This is a genomic window from Holdemania massiliensis AP2, from assembly GCF_000327285.1.
Lineage (GTDB): Bacteria > Bacillota_I > Bacilli_A > Erysipelotrichales > Erysipelotrichaceae > Holdemania > Holdemania massiliensis.
This window is the reverse complement of record NZ_HE998568.1, coordinates 479503-495822: the sequence shown is the minus strand read 5'-3', so window position 1 is coordinate 495822 and position 16320 is coordinate 479503. Positions and strand designations below refer to the sequence as shown.

Sequence of the window (16320 nt, the reverse complement as noted above, 5' to 3'; positions counted from 1 at the left end):
GAGAAAAAACGTGTTTATTCCGCCTGCATGAGGGCAGGCTTGCAGAGAATTTCATGAATCCGGGTGCTTAATATCGAAGCGGAGTATCCCGGCGTCAGAACCATGGCCGTGTCAGCGCCTTCCGATGTGCCGCCTAAAGCAACGATTGCTTTTCCCCACTCGATGACATCCGCATCCAGCGCCATCACCGCGCATTCAAAACAAACCTTGACGCCTTGCCCGAATGTCCGAAGGGTGGCAGCCATGATTTCCAGCGGATAAATTCCGCCCTGTTGGCTGCTTAAGCCCCGTTCACCGCCGCTGAGCGCGTGGGCGGCTGTGACAATCACAACCCCATGATCCAACAGCTCCTTCTGGATCTGTGCTGGCATGCGGTTCTGACCGTGGTTTTTCGCGTCGGAAACCGATCTGACGCAGATCAGCTTGCCTGGGTAATCCTGTTTCTGCGCTTCGTCGATCACCGCGCGGGCGGTTTTGCCTGCGGAGGAGGCAAAGACGACATCGGTCTTCATCTGTTTGGCTTTGCGGATGGCCTCATGGGCTGCCGCGGCTGTATTGCCGCAGCCAGGATTTGAAAATAAAAGCATACGATCCCTTCCTTCTGCTTCTATTATACCGGAAATCCGGGCTAGCTGACGAAGTGTCCTGCACTAAGGTTAGTGATCTTTTTCCGTTTTTGTTCAGGGAAAGGATTTCCTTATAATGAACTCACAGTGAACCAGAAAGGAGGCAGAGAATGGAAAAAGTTGTGATCTTTGATATGGACGGCGTGCTTGTCGATACGGAACCTGTGTATTACCGACGGCTCGAAGAATTTCTGATCAGCCGCGGCTATCACTTTTCCCGCGCTGTGCTTGATTCGCTTGTCGGAGAAAGCAGCCGCAAAACATTTTCGATTCTAAAACAGGCTGATCCAGCATTTTATGATAGTGAGGAAACCTATCGCCGCGATATGCGCACCTTTCATCGCCACCACCGGATCGTTTACCGCGAGCTGGCGAATCCTCATTTACATCAAACGCTGAATCAGCTGAAAGACACAGGCTGGCGCTTAGCGCTGGCATCCAGTTCACCGCAAAGCAATATCGAACAGGTGCTTCAGGAGCTCGAGATCCTGTCCTTGTTTGAAGTGATCGCCAGTGGTGATGATTTTAAGGAAAGCAAGCCCAACCCTGAGATCTATCTGCATGTGGCTTCCCGACTGCATGTTTTGCCCCAACAATGTCATGTGATTGAAGATTCCACGTATGGCATTCTGGCGGCTGTGCGTGCCGGGATGCGGGTGCTGGCCAAACGTGATGAGCGGTATGGCTTTGATCAATCTCCGGCGCATCAGCTCTTTGACGATCTGATGGAAATTCCGGGCCTGCTGCAAGCGGCTGTCTTTGATTCACTGCACTAAAAATAGTGCAATTAATTGAGTAGTTAATGCTTACAAAGCTTTCTATAATGGCATTGACAAAGGACGAAATGGAAAGAGGAATAATGTGAAATATCTGATCGCGAGTCATGGCGAATACGCCGCCGGTCTGGCCAGCGCGCTGCGTCGGTTAAGCGGAGAAAACGCCGATGTGATTCCCTTATGTGCCTACACCGATGAGCTTCCCCTGGAAACTCAAATGCAAACGATCATGGCGGGCCATGAAGAAGAAACCTGGATTATCTTTACCGACCTCTTGGGCGGCAGCGTCAATCAATATATGATGCGCCATCTGCTGAAGCCCAACTGCCACATTCTTGCCGGGGTCAACCTGGAATTGATTCTCGACGTGCTGAAACTGGAAGAAACAGACGATCTGGCGGCCGATCTGCAGCGCTGCATTGATCAAGCGCAAACCCGGATCTGTTATGTTAATTCGATGCTGCAAAAGAAAGGAAGCGAGAGCTGAAAAAAACTGAATCCTGCCGTTTCACAAACTAAGGTTAAGAAAGGGGTAAACACTTATGTTACTAAACGCACTGCTTCTGTCGCTGATCTATCTCGTATCCCGAACCGATATGATCAACGGTTACATGATGCTGACCAAACCGATCGTTCTCGGTCCGCTGGTCGGCCTGGTTTTGGGGGATCTGCAAGCCGGTATTCTGATCGGCGCCACACTGGAATTGGCCTTCATCGGCGTCATGAATATCGGAATTTCCGTATCCATGGACGTTTCCATCGCGACGATCGTCGGCGGCGGGCTGGCGATTCTCTCCGGTCAGGACGCGGCCTTCGCTTTGACGATTGCGATTCCGGTCGGAATTCTGTTCAACATGCTGAAAACCTTCATCCGCGTCGTCATGCAGTATTGGATCGTTGAAATGCAGAAAGCCTGCGAAGTTGGCGATTACAAGAAGGTTGAACGGTATCACTGGCTGACCTGGTGGCTTTACAGCATTATCATGATGGTGCTGGTATTCGGTTCGATCTATCTGGGAACCGGCGCGGTTCAGGCGGTTGTCGACTTCATTCCGCAATGGATTTACAACGGCTTAAAGGTCGGAACGTCCATCCTGCCGGCTTTGGGCTTCGCGATGCTGCTGAACATGATCTGGACCCGCGAAATCGGCGCGTTCTACTTCATCGGCTTCGTGCTGTCGGCCTTCTTGGGCATGACCAATACAGGAGTGGCGATTTTGGGCGCCGCCTTTGCGGTCATCGCCTTCTTCTTCATCAAATCGGAAGACACGGAAGGGGCAGAGGAAGAAGTCAGCGAGGAAAACCGGCAGACCAAACGGCTCAGCCGCAAAGCCTTGATGGGCGTCTATTGGCGCGCGCATACGCTGGAGGCTTCGTTTAACTACCAGAACTATCAGGGATCAGGCTATTGCTATGCCATGATTCCGGCTCTGCGTGAATTATATCCGGATCAGAAAGATCTGGCGATGGCATTAAGCCGCCATTATGAATTCTTCAACACCACGCCGCAGGTATCGACGTTGATCTTCGGCATCTCCTGCGCGATGGAAGAAGAAATTTCCAGCAATCCGGATCTGGCTCCGGCTTCGGTCAACGCGGTTAAAGCCGCGCTGATGGGTCCGCTGGCCGGCATCGGCGATTCGCTGTTTCAGGGAACTTTCCGGATTATCGCGGCCGGTGTTTCGGCTCAGTTAGGCTTGCAGGGCAATGTCCTGGCACCGTTTGTCTTCATCGTACTGTACAACGCGCCGCATTTTTTGGCCCGCTGGTATCTGATGTGGAAATCGTATGATTTCGGAAGCAAATTTATCAATAAGATCTACAAATCGAACATTATGGATAAGCTGACGCTGTGCTTCGGAATCCTGGGCTTAATGGTCATCGGGGCGATGACGATGTCGATGGTATCGGTTTCCACACCGTTAGTCATTCAGTTCGGTCAGATGGAACCGTTGGCGCTGCAGTCGCTGTTTGATGAAATTCTGCCGGGCTTACTGCCGCTGTGCATCACTTGGGCGACAGCCTGGTTATTAAAGAAGCAGGTCAACATGCTGCACATCATGATCGGCATGTTCATTCTGGGCATCGTCTGCAATGTGATCGGCATTTTGTAAGCACAACACCAAAACTGTATTTAACGATGGAGGAACAAGGCGTTGTCTTTCAGCCTTGCTTCCTCTTTTCCATCAACATCACTAAAGGAGGAATTGTCGAATGGAAACCATGATGGGTTATATTGAAGAAAGCGCGGCGCAGTGCCGTTACAACATTGAACATGCTTCAGAGCTGGTCAGACCGGCGGTGGATCGGTATACGCAGAAAGCGTACAATCGGATTCTGATCATCGCTTCCGGCTCTTCCTATAACGGCTCATGCCTGGCGAAATACTTCGTTGAGAAAATCCTGAAGGTCAGAACCGAAGTCGTCACCTCGTTTACATTTAATCATTATGAAACGATTTTTGATGAACAGACGTTTGTGTTCGGCGCCGGTCAGAGCGGGCGCTCCACCAATACCAACGACGCCCTGCAGAAAGCCCGCGATCATGGCTTGACCGCGATCGGCTTAACCGGCAATGTGGAAAGCGTGATGAAGGATCATTGCGACTTGTGCCTGAACTGGGGCATGGGGATTGAAAAGATCGGCTTTGTCACCAAGGGTGTTGTGACGCTGGGACTGTACTACATGTTGTTTGCCATTGAAGCCGGCAAAGCCAAAGGCCTGCTCAGCCCGGCAGAGGCAGAAAGCTATTATGAACAGCTCAGACAGGCTTGCGGTACGATGGATCAGACGGTGGCCAAGGCCAAAGTCTGGTACGCGGCCAACGAAGAAGAATTAACGGACTTGAAGCGCGTGCAGATTCTGGGCTATGGACCGAATCACGCTGTCGCCTTGGAAGGCGCGCTCAAGATTGCGGAAACCACCGGCCATGCCGCGACCGCTTATGAAATGGAAGAATTCCTGCACGGCCCGTCGATTGAAACCAATGCCGACCGCACGGTGATCATTGTGGATTCGCTGGGTGAGCCAAGCGAACGGGCAATTCGGATGTACGAGAGCGTTCATGAGCTGACCTCACGGGTGTATCTGATTACCAACCGCGTCATCGAAGATCCGAAGGTGCTGACGATCGACCACCATCTTGATGAACATTTCAGCGTGCTGTTCAATGTCATCCCCTTCCAGATCATTTCCGCGATGGGCCGCGACAAATGGGTGAACCCGCTGGACGAAGCCCGCAAACGGATGAACGAGTTCATGGGATCCAAAGCACCGAAGACCGGCAATGAAATCGGTTTATAAGCAAGGGAGGCAACAACGATGATAAAATTACTGCGTGTCGACGACCGTTTGATTCACGGCGCTGTCGGATTTTCCTGGACGAAACAGCTTTCAATCCATATGATTATTTTAGCGAATGATGCGATTGCCAAAGATGATTTTCAGAAGATGACGCTGGACATCGCCAAACCGCGGGGCACGAAGCTGATCTGCGAAAGCGTAGAGAAAGCCAAGGCCTTGATTCGCACGCACTTAAAAAGCAGCACCAATGTCATGATCATTACCAACAACATTCCCGACGCTTACCAAATCTTAACGGATATTCCGGAAATCGGGTCCTTGAATCTGGGCGGAATCCGCAAGAACGCCGAAACCAAAGAAAATCTGATCGGAGCGATTGCGGTATCGCAGAACGATATTGATCTGTGCAACAAGCTGGTCAGCGGCGGCTTTGAAGTGGAGCTGCGTTTGATTCCGGACGGGAAGAAGACCTACTTTAAGGACTATAAGCTACAGTAGCAGGATGCAGGGGCAACCCTGCATTCTTTTAAAGGAAGGAGAGGATGCGGGTGGAATACATCAGCGACCGTCTGGAACAGATTCTGATCACACTGGGAGACGCCAGTGAACCGCTGACCAGTGCCCAGCTGGCTGAAAAGGTCAAGGTGTCGGCGCGCACGATTAAAAAGGATGTCAGTGAACTCAATGCGATTCTCAAGGATTATGACGCGGTCATCCATGCCCGTACCGGCGTCGGCTACAAGCTGTCCGTCAATGATGAATTTCTTTATAATCAGTTTTTGACGGAGCTGAAGCGGCGCGAGCTGCGGACGGCGCAGACCGTTCCGAAGTATCGTTATGAACGCGTGAATTATATCGTGAAAAAGCTGTTGACGGTGGATTATTATCTGACGATTGAGGATTTGGTCGACGAGCTGTATATCAGCCGTTCAACGCTGACCGCGGATTTAAAGGAAGTGCGGGAAATCTTCAAGGATTACAATCTGGAGCTGACTTCCCGGCCGAATTACGGGATTCTGTTAGTCGGTGAGGAAATCGCTAAGCGGCTGTGCATTGCCGAATATTTCTTCCATGCCAACATTTCAACCGGATATTTCGCAGCCGACAATGCGATGTTTGTCAGCAGCACCAATCAGGATGAGATTCGCTTCGTGCGCGATCTGTTGGAAGAAATTATGGAGAAATACAGCATTCACATGTCGGATCAGTCGCTGCAGAACTTTGTCATTCACATCATCATCGCGATCCGGCGCTGGAAATTCTATAACTATGTGAAAGTCGAGGATGAAAACGGGAAGGTTCGCCAGCAGAGCCTGATCCGTGAATGGCCGGCCGCGCGGGAGTTGGTGGAGCGGCTTCAAACAAAGCTGGAAATCCTGCTTCCCCAGGAGGAAATCCTCTATTTTGCCCTGCATTTCAAATCCAAGCACATCACGCAGCTGGATGAGATCACCAGTGAGGAAATCGAACAGGTGGAAAAGACGCTGTACGATATTTACCGAATGCTGCAGAAACGCTTCGGCGTGATTGCGATCAACAAGGATCGGTATGAGGAATATCTGCGGATGCATATTCCGGCGATGGTGGCGCGGCTGCGCAGCGGATTGGTGATGCGCAATCCGATGATCTATGATTTTCTGAACAAATATCTGTTTTCCACGCACATCACGATGATGATCAGCGATATTCTTGAACAGAATTTCAGCGTCCGCATGAACAAGAATGAATTTGCCTATCTGGTGCTGTATACCAACCTCTTGTTTTCAACGGAAAGCCGGACGCACAATGGAAAAATCCTGGTTGTCTGCGGCCGGGGCAGGCCGGAAACGATCACGCTGATCAACGAAATCAATGAAAATCACGCGGCGCTGGCCGGCAGCATTGAAATCTGCGACGTCAGCGAGCTGGAAAATCACGATCTGCATCAGGCTGAACTGATTCTCAGCACGGTTCCTTTGGAAGCCTCCTATGCGGTGCCGTATATTTACATGGACGGGCGGCTGTCGTATGGCGAGCAGATCCAACAGTCGATCAAGCATAACCGATTGTCTTTCCGCAAGCTGCGGCAGTATTTTTCCCCGCGCTATTTCAACGGCAGTCTGAAGGGCAGCGTGCGCGACGAGGTCTTTCGTGAGGTAGCCAAGGGGTTTGACAACTGGAAGGAAATCCTGGCGATGTTCTGGGAGGCGGAACACATTCTGTCCCATGAAACAACCAAGGGCGTCGTCTTTCTGCATACGCTTAAGCCGCTGCCCGAAAGCTTTATCTATATCGGTTTTTTGAAGAAACCGATCATCTGGAACAAGCTGTGGGCGCAGACCGTCATTTTTGTCAATATCAACGATGACCTCGATTCGCTGCGGCTGGGTTATGATTTTATCAGCGAGATGATCAATGATCCGCGCGAGCCGTTTTCGGGGAAGTTGACCGACTATGACAGTTTGATTGAAGTGCTGAGTAAAAATTGAAAGGAGCAAGCTTATGAAATATTTGATTGCCGGACATGGCGGCTATGCCGAAGGTGTAGTCAACACCCTGAAATTCTTTAAGGATGATTTGAACAATGTTGATCTGCTTCCGTATACCTCGGATTTTGAGGAACAGCTGCAGGCCTATTTAGAGCGGCATGATCCCGCTGAACCTTTGTGCATGGTCACAGATCTGGTCGGCGGCAGCGTCAATCTGGAAGCGATGCGGCAGCTGCGCAAACGGAATTTTTACCTGATCAGCGGAGCGAATATCTCGCTGCTGCTGGAAATGTTGTTTTCCGAGGTGACGGAAGGGGCGCAGATTGAGGAGATCGTTGTTGCCGCCAGGGATCAGATGGTCTACGTCAACGCGATGATGGGAGCGCAGTCTGAATGATCCGGCAGGTCAGCGTAGATGACCGCCTGCTTCATGGACAAGTGGCGTTCTACTGGACCAGCTATTATAACTTAGATACCATTCTCGTTTTAAACGATGAGGCGGCCAACGATGAATTCACGAAGATGATTCTGGGACTGGCCAAGCCGCGCGAGGTGCGCTTACAGATTGCGGAGGTGGAGGCCGGTTTTGAGATTGTGCAGAAGCAGCTGGAATCGCCGGAAAACGTGCTGATCATCGTCGGCAGTTTGTTTGATGCCAATCAGGTCTTAGAACATTTTCATCAGCTGAAGACGCTGAACCTGGGCGGGTTGCGCATGCGGCCCAATGGGAAGATTCTCAATGAGCGGACAGCGCTGACCAGCGAGGATATTGCGATCTGCCGGAGGTTATTGGAACGGAAGATCACGATCACGGTACGGCATTCCCCGGAAGTCACTGAGAGCCTGCTGAATGAGAATGGATTAAAACAGCTGTAAAGCATGTCCAGTTTGGATTTGCTGGACAGAAATATAAGCAACCCACGCTGAAAATTTAGATAAGCGTGGGTTTTCCTGTTATATAGATAGAAACTGATAGAAAGCAGTTTCCCGCTGGCTGCATTTCCGGATTACGATAACCGTATTATCCGTTTGTTGTCTTTATTGAAAAGACGTATCTTGAAAACAACCATTTTCTTCTAGCACAGCTTCAATTTCCTGAATATTCTGCATAAAAACCGCAGCCAGATATGCTCCATCACCTTCGTGAAGGCTCGTGCATGAAAGATACTTGTTAACCAAAGAAAGATAGCGTTCTGGTAAACTGTAAAGTTTTTGATATTGCCGCCTGGATAAATGAATATTCTTGTCAATCAAACTAAAAAATTGTTTTTGTGTGACGGCATAGCCCAATTCATCAATATGGAATTCTTCTTTCGTATATCGCTTTGGCGTATAAGGGAAGGCTGTTCCTAGGATTCTTCCGCAATCATAGTTTAAAGCAACATCCATGATCTGTAATGTGCTGACGTTCCGAATTACACCGAAATTGTTTAAATGTCTGTCCGTGTTGTCCAATAGCGCGTCCGATAAAAGTTGTTTCTGTATTTTTTCCTTTGCGCTGGATACCAGTGCTTCTTCAAGGAAATCAAGATAGACTTTAACAGGTTCTTCAAAACCTACACCTTCTTTGCCCAGCAGAATTTGTGCCGCGGGTATCAATTCAGTGTCCGGAGTGATAAATGTTTTACATTTTGAAACAAGCAGCGGTCTTTTTAAATCAGAAATAATCTGATTTTCATATTTTGTAGCAGGAAGACCAAGAATGCTGGCAATTCATAAGCCAGCACTTCATGGATGGGTTTAGTGAGAAGCATCGTGTTGGCCGACTTCAAAAGAACTCGATCTTTTGTTTTCTCATCCATCATCCAAGCTTTATCTAACTGTCCGCCAGTTGTGCTGTTGGGAGAGAAAATCATGTCAATTTTAGCATATTCATTTTCTCTTTCCGAAAAAGATCACAATAGAAATTTCTTGTATTCAAAATCATTTTGAAAGAAATTGATCGCTTCCCAGCTTGCCTCATTTCCGATTTAGTGGAACCCATATTGATCGGAAAGGGACAATCCGAAAGACTGAATTGCCTTTTGTTTCAGTTTCAATTCGTTAGCATAGGAATAACGCCTGACATTCATTGCGCTGTTATAGCCATAGCGTGAGGCAAGCCCGTCATTGAGCGCAAAATCATAATCACATTCTTTGTATTGAGTGAATCAAGCTGAAAAACATCAGAAATAACCTCTACGTCGCCGCGGCGTTCATTATACACAAATGACAGAACAGGCATGGTTTTATTCATTAAAATATATTTTTTCATCGATTTGACCTCCTTTTGTTTAGGGGCAAATTGCCCGCTTTATTTTCTGCATTGCTTGATCAGAGAAATGTTTTCCTTGACACTATTCTACCATATTTACTGCCATGCTATTGACAACTTGTGCTGCCTTTTGCATATCAGTGATCTCTTAAACGGGTTTGATTTCAAGCATAAAAAATCAGAGCGAAACGGAATTAATCCGCGGAACTCTGATTTTTAAAATGCTTTCTAAATTGTGTCGGCGTTAGCCCCACGGCCGATTTAAAGGTGCTGCAGAATAAATAAATCGAAGAAAATCCGGTCGCTTCCGCAATCGCTGTGATCGAATCGTCCGTTGTTTTTAATAGCTCCTGACTTTTCTGCAGCTTAAACTGCAGGACAAACTGGCTGGGCGACTGCTGAAGCAGCTTTTTAAAACAGCGGTATAAATAACTTTGGGAAACATGGGCGATCTCACAGAGCTGTTCAACCGTCACATTCTCGCTGAGATGCTCCTGCAGATAGCGGACGCATTGATTGAATACGGTTTCCTCACTGGAACGAACATGCGGGGAGGCGGACTGTTGATGATCTCCTTCATGCCGCAGAATTCTCAGCCGCAGAAGCAAACTCTTCAAAAGCAGCACAGCTTCCAGATAATACCCCGGCTTCTGTTCGCTGACCTGCCGAATCGTATGCTGCAGCTGATGTACCAGCACTTCATTGATCGTATCATGCAGCACGAGAATCTGCGTCAGCTCCAGCGATTCGATGAACCGCGCGACTTTATGCACGGGCTGTACGGTGAAATGCAGAAAGAAAAACTCGATTGTATCCTCACCCAAGGAGCTGACAGTATAAAAGGCGTTGATGGGAATGATCATCAGATCGCCCGGCCCGACCCGATATTCCTGATCTTCTACAATGATCCGGCAGTACCCATGCTGGAAGAAGATTATTTTGAAGTGATTCATGAAAATACTGTGGTTGATCAGCGGCGGTTGTTTGGTAAACTTACCAATTTTAAGAATTTCATAATCAAATTCTTCTTCGATTTTGGAAAATGTATCTTTTCCGATCGGGGTATAGATCGAATTCATTCTCATTCACCTCATTTCTCTAAACTTAAGTATATCATAACTTATTCAGTCCTGAAAATTAAGGTTCTGAAATTCTTAAAAATAGGAGTGAATTTAATATTGTGAAAACATTCCTAAGTGCTAAAATGAAACCAAGAAGGGAAGGAAAGAAATGAAGAAAACACTAGCTTTATGTTCGGCCTTCTTGTTGATGGTTTCCGCTTTGAGCGGATGTTCAACATCCAATGGAAAACCGGCCGATCAGCCGTCGGCTTCTCCGGCCGCGGCGTATGATGAGGAGAAAAATGCCGATGTGATTGTTGTCGGCGCGGGCGGAGCGGGGTTGTCCGCTGCGATCTCCGCCGTTGACAACGGGGCCCAGAACGTCATCATTCTTGAAAAGACCAACCGTACCGGAGGCAATCTGAATCTGACGTCAGGCTCGATGTCGGCCGCGGAAACCTCACTGCAGAAGGAAGCCGGCATTGAAGACACGAAAGCGTCCTTTGTCGAGGACATTATGAAGAACGGGGCTCAGCTGGGCAACCGGGAATTGGTCGAAGCGTTTGTTAACGAAGATACCGATATGTTTGAATGGATGCTGGAACACGGTCTGGCAGACAATCAATTTAATCTTGATAAAGCGACCGGCGGGAAGGCGGTTTTCGCACCGGAACACCAGTTATATTCAGTCCAGCGGACGTATAAAGCCAAAGCGGATGATCCTGAGCATTATTCCAGCGCGGCGCATGAAGTGCTGGATCAGTACATCAAGACTTTGGATAACGTCGCGATTGACTTCAACACCGACGGCGTGAAGCTGCTGGCGAATGATAAGGGCCAGATCTTAAGCGTCGAAGCGGTTACCGAAGACGGCAAGACTGTCAAATATACCGCAAACAAAGGCGTGATCATGGCGACCGGCGGATATTCCGGAAACTTTAAGCTGATGGGCAAATATGCCGAACATGGCGCTGATTACCTCAGCTCTACGACCTCGATGGGAGAAGGAATCCGGATGATGCAGGAAGTCGGCGGCAACGTGGATGAAACCGCAATGAGCTATATTCCGACGTTCCCGATGGGGGTTCAGACCGGTCCGCAAAGCGGTACGATCGGCTCGACCTATACCTGGAAAGCCGGCGGCATCTGCGTCAATCAGGAAGGCAAGCGGTTTGTCAACGAACAGGAAGCCCGCGTGGATGTCCGTGAAGTTGCTTTGGAAGAACAGCCGGGCGCCGTTCAGTATGATATCTTTACCGATAAGATTGTAGCCGATCTCTCAGCTGCCGGCGGCGATATGATGTATCAGCTATACTTCAATCCGGAAACCGGACGGGCGAAGAATCTGGTGAAGTCGGCAGCGACGCTGGACGAGCTGGCATCGATGATCAATGTGCCGGCGGAAGCGCTGAAGGCAACCGTTGAAACTTACAACAAGGCCGTTGACGGGGAAGTTGAAGATGAATTCGGCCGCAGCTTTGATCCGACACCGTCGGCATACAGCGTTGCCGTCAACAAGATTGAAGGCGACAAGTATTATGCCATTCCGTTAAAGGCGCTGGTCGTTATGACACTGGGCGGCGTTTCTATTGATACAGAAGCGCATGTTCTCGATGAGAGCGGCAATGTTATTCCAGGTCTGTATGCGGCAGGCGAATGCACCGGCGGCATCTGGGGTAAGTTCGTATCCGGCGGCACCGGCGTCATGGGTCCGATCACCTTCGGACGGATTGCCGGACGCGCAGCGATGAACGACACCCTGGCAGAAGGCTATACCGTCAAAGCGGCCTCCAACCTGTTTGACGCATCCCTGTTTGAAAAGGAAACAGCATCTGCCGATCGTTTCGATATGAGCAAGCCGCTCAAAGACGGTGAATACACAGCGACTGTCGATGGACAGGAAGGTCCGATGAGCGTCAAGACGACGATCGCAGACGGCAAGATCAGCGCGGTGGAAATCACGGAGCAGCATGAAACCGCCGGTGTTTCCGACAAGGCGATCAGCGATCTGCCTGCGTCCATCGTCGCGGAAAACTCAGTCAATGTGGATACCATTTCCGGCTGCACGCTGTCCAGCGGTAGAATCCTGGATGCGGTGACCGACTGTCTGAATCAGGCATCCGCTCAGTAATCTTACAGTTGGAATCAACAAAACAGAAGGGTACCCTCAGTGAGGATGCCCTTCTTTTCTATCAGGTTAGTTTTGATTATCGGTCTGGGTCAGGATTGAAGAACCAGTTAAAATCACCGTGATAGATCATCTGACGGGTCATCCCGCCGTCGATGCAGATATTCTCGCCAGTGATAAAAGAAGCCTTATCCGAGCACAGAAAGAGCACCATGTTGGCGATGTCAAGCGGATTTCCGACACGGCCAGCAGGATGCTGCAGGCTGTCGGCTCCCGGATATTCACGAAAGCCGGTATCAATCCATCCAGGAGATATTGAATTGACACGAATCCGTCCGGAAAAACTGACAGCCAGGGCATGCGTCAGGGCAGCAATGCCGCCTTTGGCTGCCGTATAGCTTTCAGTCTGCGGCTGACTCATTCGATCCCGGGAAGAGGCAATATTGATGATGACAGCTCCTAGGGCAAAATGTCTGGAAAATAATTTAGCCAGATAAAACGGAGCGGTGACCCCAACCCGAAGCGCATAGTTAAACTCTTCATAAGAACACGCGTCTATTCCCTTCATCAAAGGCAGGGCATTGTTGATTAAATAGTCCACATGGCCATAATCGGAAAGGACTTTTTCGGCGAAAAGGGTAAGTGTTTTCTCTTCCGCAAGATCGCCGGTGAAGTATCCGCCAGGCTGCTTGTCAATATCGCAGACGATCGCGCCTTCCTTTTGGAATTCATCGCTGATGCATCGCCCAATTCCCTGGACACCGCCGGTCACCACCACAACTTTATCTTTAAACATAAGCGCTCTCCTTTTTCTTTGACTCATTATACCATAAGGAATAACGGATAAAGTCAATCAGAATTCAAGCAGAAAGATATTGGCCTAGGGAGCGCCGATCGGATTTGTTTTTTATTGGTTTTTCCATCAAAAATAAGATTTTGAAAACGGATTGACTGGTGATGTTTTTGCCTAAGTACAGCCTTGAAGATGATATAATAGAACAAAATAATAAATAAGAAAACGGAAAGGGTGGAAAACAGACGATGGAGGCAGATCAAAAAAAAAGCAGGAAAAAAGGATTCCCGATAAGATTGAAGTACGCAATGCCCGGGTACATAATCTGAAAAATATAGATGTGGATATTCCATTGAATCAGATCGTCGGCATCGCCGGTGTTTCTGGTTCCGGAAAATCCTCGCTGGCTTTGGGCGTTTTGTATGCGGAAGGTTCAAGACGTTATCTCGATGCGCTCTCCACGTATACGCGCCGCCGCATGACCCAGGCGGCTAAGGCGCAGGTGGATGAGGTGAATTATATTCCCGCGGCGCTGGCGCTGCATCAGCGTCCCAGTGTGCCCGGCATCCGCAGTACGTTCGGTACCGGAACAGAGCTTTTGAACAGCCTGCGGTTAATGTATTCCCGGCTTGCCAGTCATTGCTGCCCGCATGGACACTATGTCAAACCTTCGCTTGCCGTGGCCGCCGGTCAAAAACTGGTTTGTCCTCAATGCCAGGTGCATTTTTCGGCCCTTTCCGCGGAAGAGCTTGCCTTTAACAGTCAGGGAGCCTGTCCTGTCTGCGGCGGAACAGGTGTTGTCCGCACCGTGGATCAGGCGGCTTTGGTTCCTGATGAATCCCTGACGATTGATGAAGGCGCGGTAGCCCCCTGGAATACGCTGATGTGGTCGTTAATGACAGATGTATGCCGGGCGATGGGAGTGCGCACAGATGTTCCGTTTTCGCAATTGAGTGAACAGGAACGGGATATTGTCTTTCATGGACCGGCGGAGAAGAAGCATATTTTTTATAAACCAAAAAAAGGCAATCAGGCCGGGGAATTGTATTTCACTTATTTCAATGCCAATTACACGGTGGAAAATGCACTGGCAAAGGTCAAAGATGAAAAGGGCATGAAGCGGGTTGAAAAGTTTTTGAAGCAGGATGTTTGTCCGGAATGCGGCGGAACCCGGCTTTCAGCCGAGGCAAGAAAGCCGAAGCTGCAGGGAATTTCGCTCGATGAAGCCTGTGCGATGACGCTGGATCAGTTAGTCGAATGGGTGAGTCAGGTGCCGGATTCCCTGCCTGTCGAAATGCGTCCAATGGCAGAGGCAATCTGCGAATCCTTCCAACTAGTGGCCAAACGTCTGATTGATTTAGGCTTGGGTTATCTGAGTCTGGATCGGGCGGCCGCAACCCTTTCGACCGGGGAGCGGCAGCGCATGCAGCTGGCTCGGGCAGTCCGCAACCGCACAACGGGGGTATTGTATGTCTTGGATGAACCGTCGATCGGTCTGCATCCGTCGAATATCACCGGTTTGACCGGAGTGATGCAGGATCTGATTGCCGATGGGAACTCCGTGGTGCTGGTCGATCATGATACGCAGATCTTATCCGAAGCAGACTGGATTGTGGAATTGGGGCTGGAAGCGGGGGCTGAGGGCGGACGCATTCTTGCCCAAGGTCCGCTGCAGTCGGTTGTCAACAATCCCCAATCGCAGATCGGTCCCTTTCTCTTGGGACAAGGCAGCCGGCGGCAAAGGAAACCCATTGGGCCTGACCAAGTGTTTGATCGGGGTAGAATCCACTTATCAACCGGCGAGATTCATACTGTAAAACCCTTGGAAGTGGACATTCCGCAGGGACGGCTTACGGTGGTGACAGGCGTGTCCGGATCAGGGAAAACCACGCTTATTCTGGAAAGTCTGATTCCCGCGCTTGAAGCCCAAATCGCCGGGAAGCAGCTCCCCTCTCATATTAAGGCCATTTCAGCGGAATCAATACAGCAGGTGAAGCTGATCGACGCGACTCCGATTGGAGTGAATGTGCGCTCAACCGTAGCGACGTATGCCAATGTTCATGATGAACTGCGGAAAATTTATGCAAAAACTCCGGAAAGCCGGGCTTTGCAATACAAAGCCGGAGATTTTTCCTACAATACCGGACAGCTGCGCTGCCCAACCTGCGACGGAACGGGAACGATCAGTCTTGACGTTCAGTTTCTTCCCGATATTGAAATCCCCTGCCCTGACTGCCGGGGAACTCGATATGCCAAAAAAGCTGATCTGATTAAGCGTAAAGGCAAAGCTGGAAACGCCTATTCTCTGCCGGAAATCATGGCGATGGATGTGAAGCAGGCGTTAGCAGCGTGTGAGGACTTAAAAACAGTTGCGCAGCGGCTGCAGGTTCTGCAGGATTTAGGTCTGGGCTATCTGACGCTGGGGGAAGAAACACCGAGCTTATCCGGCGGGGAAGCGCAGCGGCTTAAGCTAGCTTCAGAAATGGGAAGAAAGCAGACCGGAACCGTATTTGTTTTTGATGAGCCGACAATCGGACTGCACCCCCTGGATGTCCGCACTCTGCTGCAAGTCTTTGACCGGCTGGTGGAGTTTGGTGCGACGGTTCTTGTGATCGAACATGATCTGGATATGATTTCCAACGCTGATTATCTTATTGATATGGGACCGGGCGGCGGGAATGCCGGGGGTCGGATTGTCGCTGTCGGCACCCCGGAAGAAGTGATGGACAATCCCCAAAGTGTAACGGGGAAGTATTTAAAACAATACAAGACGCAGCATTCAGAAAAAATAAGTTAAATCAGGTTTTCATTCAGCCATTTATGGTTTAGGGAGAATGAAACTTTCTTCTTTGATTATATCAAACAGCATAACTACTCGGAGGATTGCTTAAATAAGAAATTCTTCTAAATG

General features: G+C 49.5%; 15 protein-coding genes. 10 read left to right on the top strand and 5 right to left on the bottom strand.

The genetic code is table 11. The features are described 5' to 3' along the window. Positions 1–14: 14 nt before the first annotated feature. Positions 15–587, bottom strand: coding sequence for a pyruvate kinase alpha/beta domain-containing protein (locus tag BN162_RS10135; RefSeq protein ID WP_020224980.1), 573 nt, complete (start codon positions 585–587; stop codon positions 15–17). 149 nt (positions 588–736) lie between these two features. Here BN162_RS10135 and BN162_RS10130 point away from each other — a divergent pair, with 149 nt between their 5' ends. The 8 genes from BN162_RS10130 (at position 737) to BN162_RS10095 (ending at position 8049) form a co-directional block, all read left to right on the top strand. After that, a complete protein-coding gene (locus BN162_RS10130; protein ID WP_020224979.1) occupies positions 737–1402 on the top strand; it encodes an HAD family hydrolase in 666 nt (221 codons plus the stop codon). Positions 1403–1487: 85 nt separating this feature from the next. Continuing rightward, a complete protein-coding gene (locus BN162_RS10125) occupies positions 1488–1889 on the top strand; it encodes a PTS sugar transporter subunit IIA (protein WP_020224978.1) in 402 nt (133 codons plus the stop codon). 55 nt (positions 1890–1944) lie between these two features. Then, positions 1945–3516 (top strand): PTS system mannose/fructose/sorbose family transporter subunit IID, encoded by a 1572-nt coding sequence (locus BN162_RS10120; protein WP_020224977.1) that lies wholly within the window; start codon positions 1945–1947, stop codon positions 3514–3516. Positions 3517–3616: 100 nt separating this feature from the next. Next, positions 3617–4705, top strand: a complete 1089-nt coding sequence (locus BN162_RS10115; RefSeq protein ID WP_020224976.1) for an SIS domain-containing protein — start codon at positions 3617–3619, stop codon at positions 4703–4705. Positions 4706–4723: 18 nt separating this feature from the next. Further along, positions 4724–5203, top strand: a complete 480-nt coding sequence (locus tag BN162_RS10110; RefSeq protein WP_020224975.1) for a PTS sugar transporter subunit IIB — start codon at positions 4724–4726, stop codon at positions 5201–5203. A gap of 50 nt (positions 5204–5253) precedes the next feature. Further along, positions 5254–7173 (top strand): BglG family transcription antiterminator, encoded by a 1920-nt coding sequence (locus tag BN162_RS10105; RefSeq protein WP_167540016.1) that lies wholly within the window; start codon positions 5254–5256, stop codon positions 7171–7173. Between the two features lie 13 nt (positions 7174–7186). Beyond that, positions 7187–7570 carry a PTS sugar transporter subunit IIA gene (locus tag BN162_RS10100; protein ID WP_020224973.1) on the top strand — a complete coding sequence of 128 codons (384 nt, stop codon included), beginning with the start codon at positions 7187–7189 and terminating at the stop codon, positions 7568–7570. Next, on the top strand, positions 7567–8049 hold the full coding sequence (locus tag BN162_RS10095; protein WP_020224972.1) for a PTS sugar transporter subunit IIB: 483 nt from the start codon (positions 7567–7569) through the stop codon (positions 8047–8049). The genes BN162_RS10100 and BN162_RS10095 overlap by 4 nt, the downstream gene beginning before the upstream one ends. A gap of 162 nt (positions 8050–8211) precedes the next feature. On the opposite strand, the gene BN162_RS10090 is transcribed toward BN162_RS10095, so the two are convergent. The 3 genes from BN162_RS10090 to BN162_RS17940 form a co-directional block, all read right to left on the bottom strand. Next, positions 8212–8772 carry a hypothetical protein gene (locus BN162_RS10090; protein WP_020224971.1) on the bottom strand — a complete coding sequence of 187 codons (561 nt, stop codon included), beginning with the start codon at positions 8770–8772 and terminating at the stop codon, positions 8212–8214. Between the two features lie 469 nt (positions 8773–9241). Beyond that, complete coding sequence (locus tag BN162_RS10080) at positions 9242–9427, bottom strand: hypothetical protein (protein ID WP_020224969.1); 186 nt, start codon at positions 9425–9427, stop codon at positions 9242–9244. Between the two features lie 194 nt (positions 9428–9621). Further along, positions 9622–10506, bottom strand: coding sequence for an AraC family transcriptional regulator (locus BN162_RS17940; protein WP_020224968.1), 885 nt, complete (start codon positions 10504–10506; stop codon positions 9622–9624). Between the two features lie 151 nt (positions 10507–10657). On the opposite strand from BN162_RS17940, the gene BN162_RS10070 reads away from it, so the two are divergent. Next, positions 10658–12619, top strand: coding sequence for an FAD-dependent oxidoreductase (locus BN162_RS10070; RefSeq protein ID WP_020224967.1), 1962 nt, complete (start codon positions 10658–10660; stop codon positions 12617–12619). 76 nt (positions 12620–12695) lie between these two features. On the opposite strand, the gene BN162_RS10065 is transcribed toward BN162_RS10070, so the two are convergent. Next, entirely contained in the window at positions 12696–13412 is a 717-nt protein-coding gene (locus tag BN162_RS10065; protein ID WP_020224966.1) for an SDR family oxidoreductase, read from the bottom strand. 349 nt (positions 13413–13761) lie between these two features. Between BN162_RS10065 and BN162_RS10060 the strand changes: the two genes are divergently transcribed. Continuing rightward, the gene (locus BN162_RS10060) at positions 13762–16206 is read left to right on the top strand and encodes an excinuclease ABC subunit UvrA (protein ID WP_020224965.1); all 2445 of its coding nucleotides are present in this window, start codon (positions 13762–13764) and stop codon (positions 16204–16206) included. Positions 16207–16320: the final 114 nt, after the last annotated feature.

Excerpts from the sequence above, each read along its gene's own strand:
- BN162_RS10135 (WP_020224980.1), bottom strand. The coding sequence starts at position 587 with ATGCTTTTATTTTCAAATCCTGGCTGCGGCAATACAGCCGCGGCAGCC.
- BN162_RS10130 (WP_020224979.1), top strand. The coding sequence starts at position 737 with ATGGAAAAAGTTGTGATCTTTGATATGGACGGCGTGCTTGTCGATACG.
- BN162_RS10120 (WP_020224977.1), top strand. The coding sequence starts at position 1,945 with ATGTTACTAAACGCACTGCTTCTGTCGCTGATCTATCTCGTATCCCGA.
- BN162_RS10115 (WP_020224976.1), top strand. The coding sequence starts at position 3,617 with ATGGAAACCATGATGGGTTATATTGAAGAAAGCGCGGCGCAGTGCCGT.
- BN162_RS10110 (WP_020224975.1), top strand. The coding sequence starts at position 4,724 with ATGATAAAATTACTGCGTGTCGACGACCGTTTGATTCACGGCGCTGTC.
- BN162_RS10100 (WP_020224973.1), top strand. The coding sequence starts at position 7,187 with ATGAAATATTTGATTGCCGGACATGGCGGCTATGCCGAAGGTGTAGTC.
- BN162_RS10095 (WP_020224972.1), top strand. The coding sequence starts at position 7,567 with ATGATCCGGCAGGTCAGCGTAGATGACCGCCTGCTTCATGGACAAGTG.
- BN162_RS10080 (WP_020224969.1), bottom strand. The coding sequence starts at position 9,427 with ATGAAAAAATATATTTTAATGAATAAAACCATGCCTGTTCTGTCATTT.
- BN162_RS17940 (WP_020224968.1), bottom strand. The coding sequence starts at position 10,506 with ATGAATTCGATCTATACCCCGATCGGAAAAGATACATTTTCCAAAATC.
- BN162_RS10070 (WP_020224967.1), top strand. The coding sequence starts at position 10,658 with ATGAAGAAAACACTAGCTTTATGTTCGGCCTTCTTGTTGATGGTTTCC.
- BN162_RS10065 (WP_020224966.1), bottom strand. The coding sequence starts at position 13,412 with ATGTTTAAAGATAAAGTTGTGGTGGTGACCGGCGGTGTCCAGGGAATT.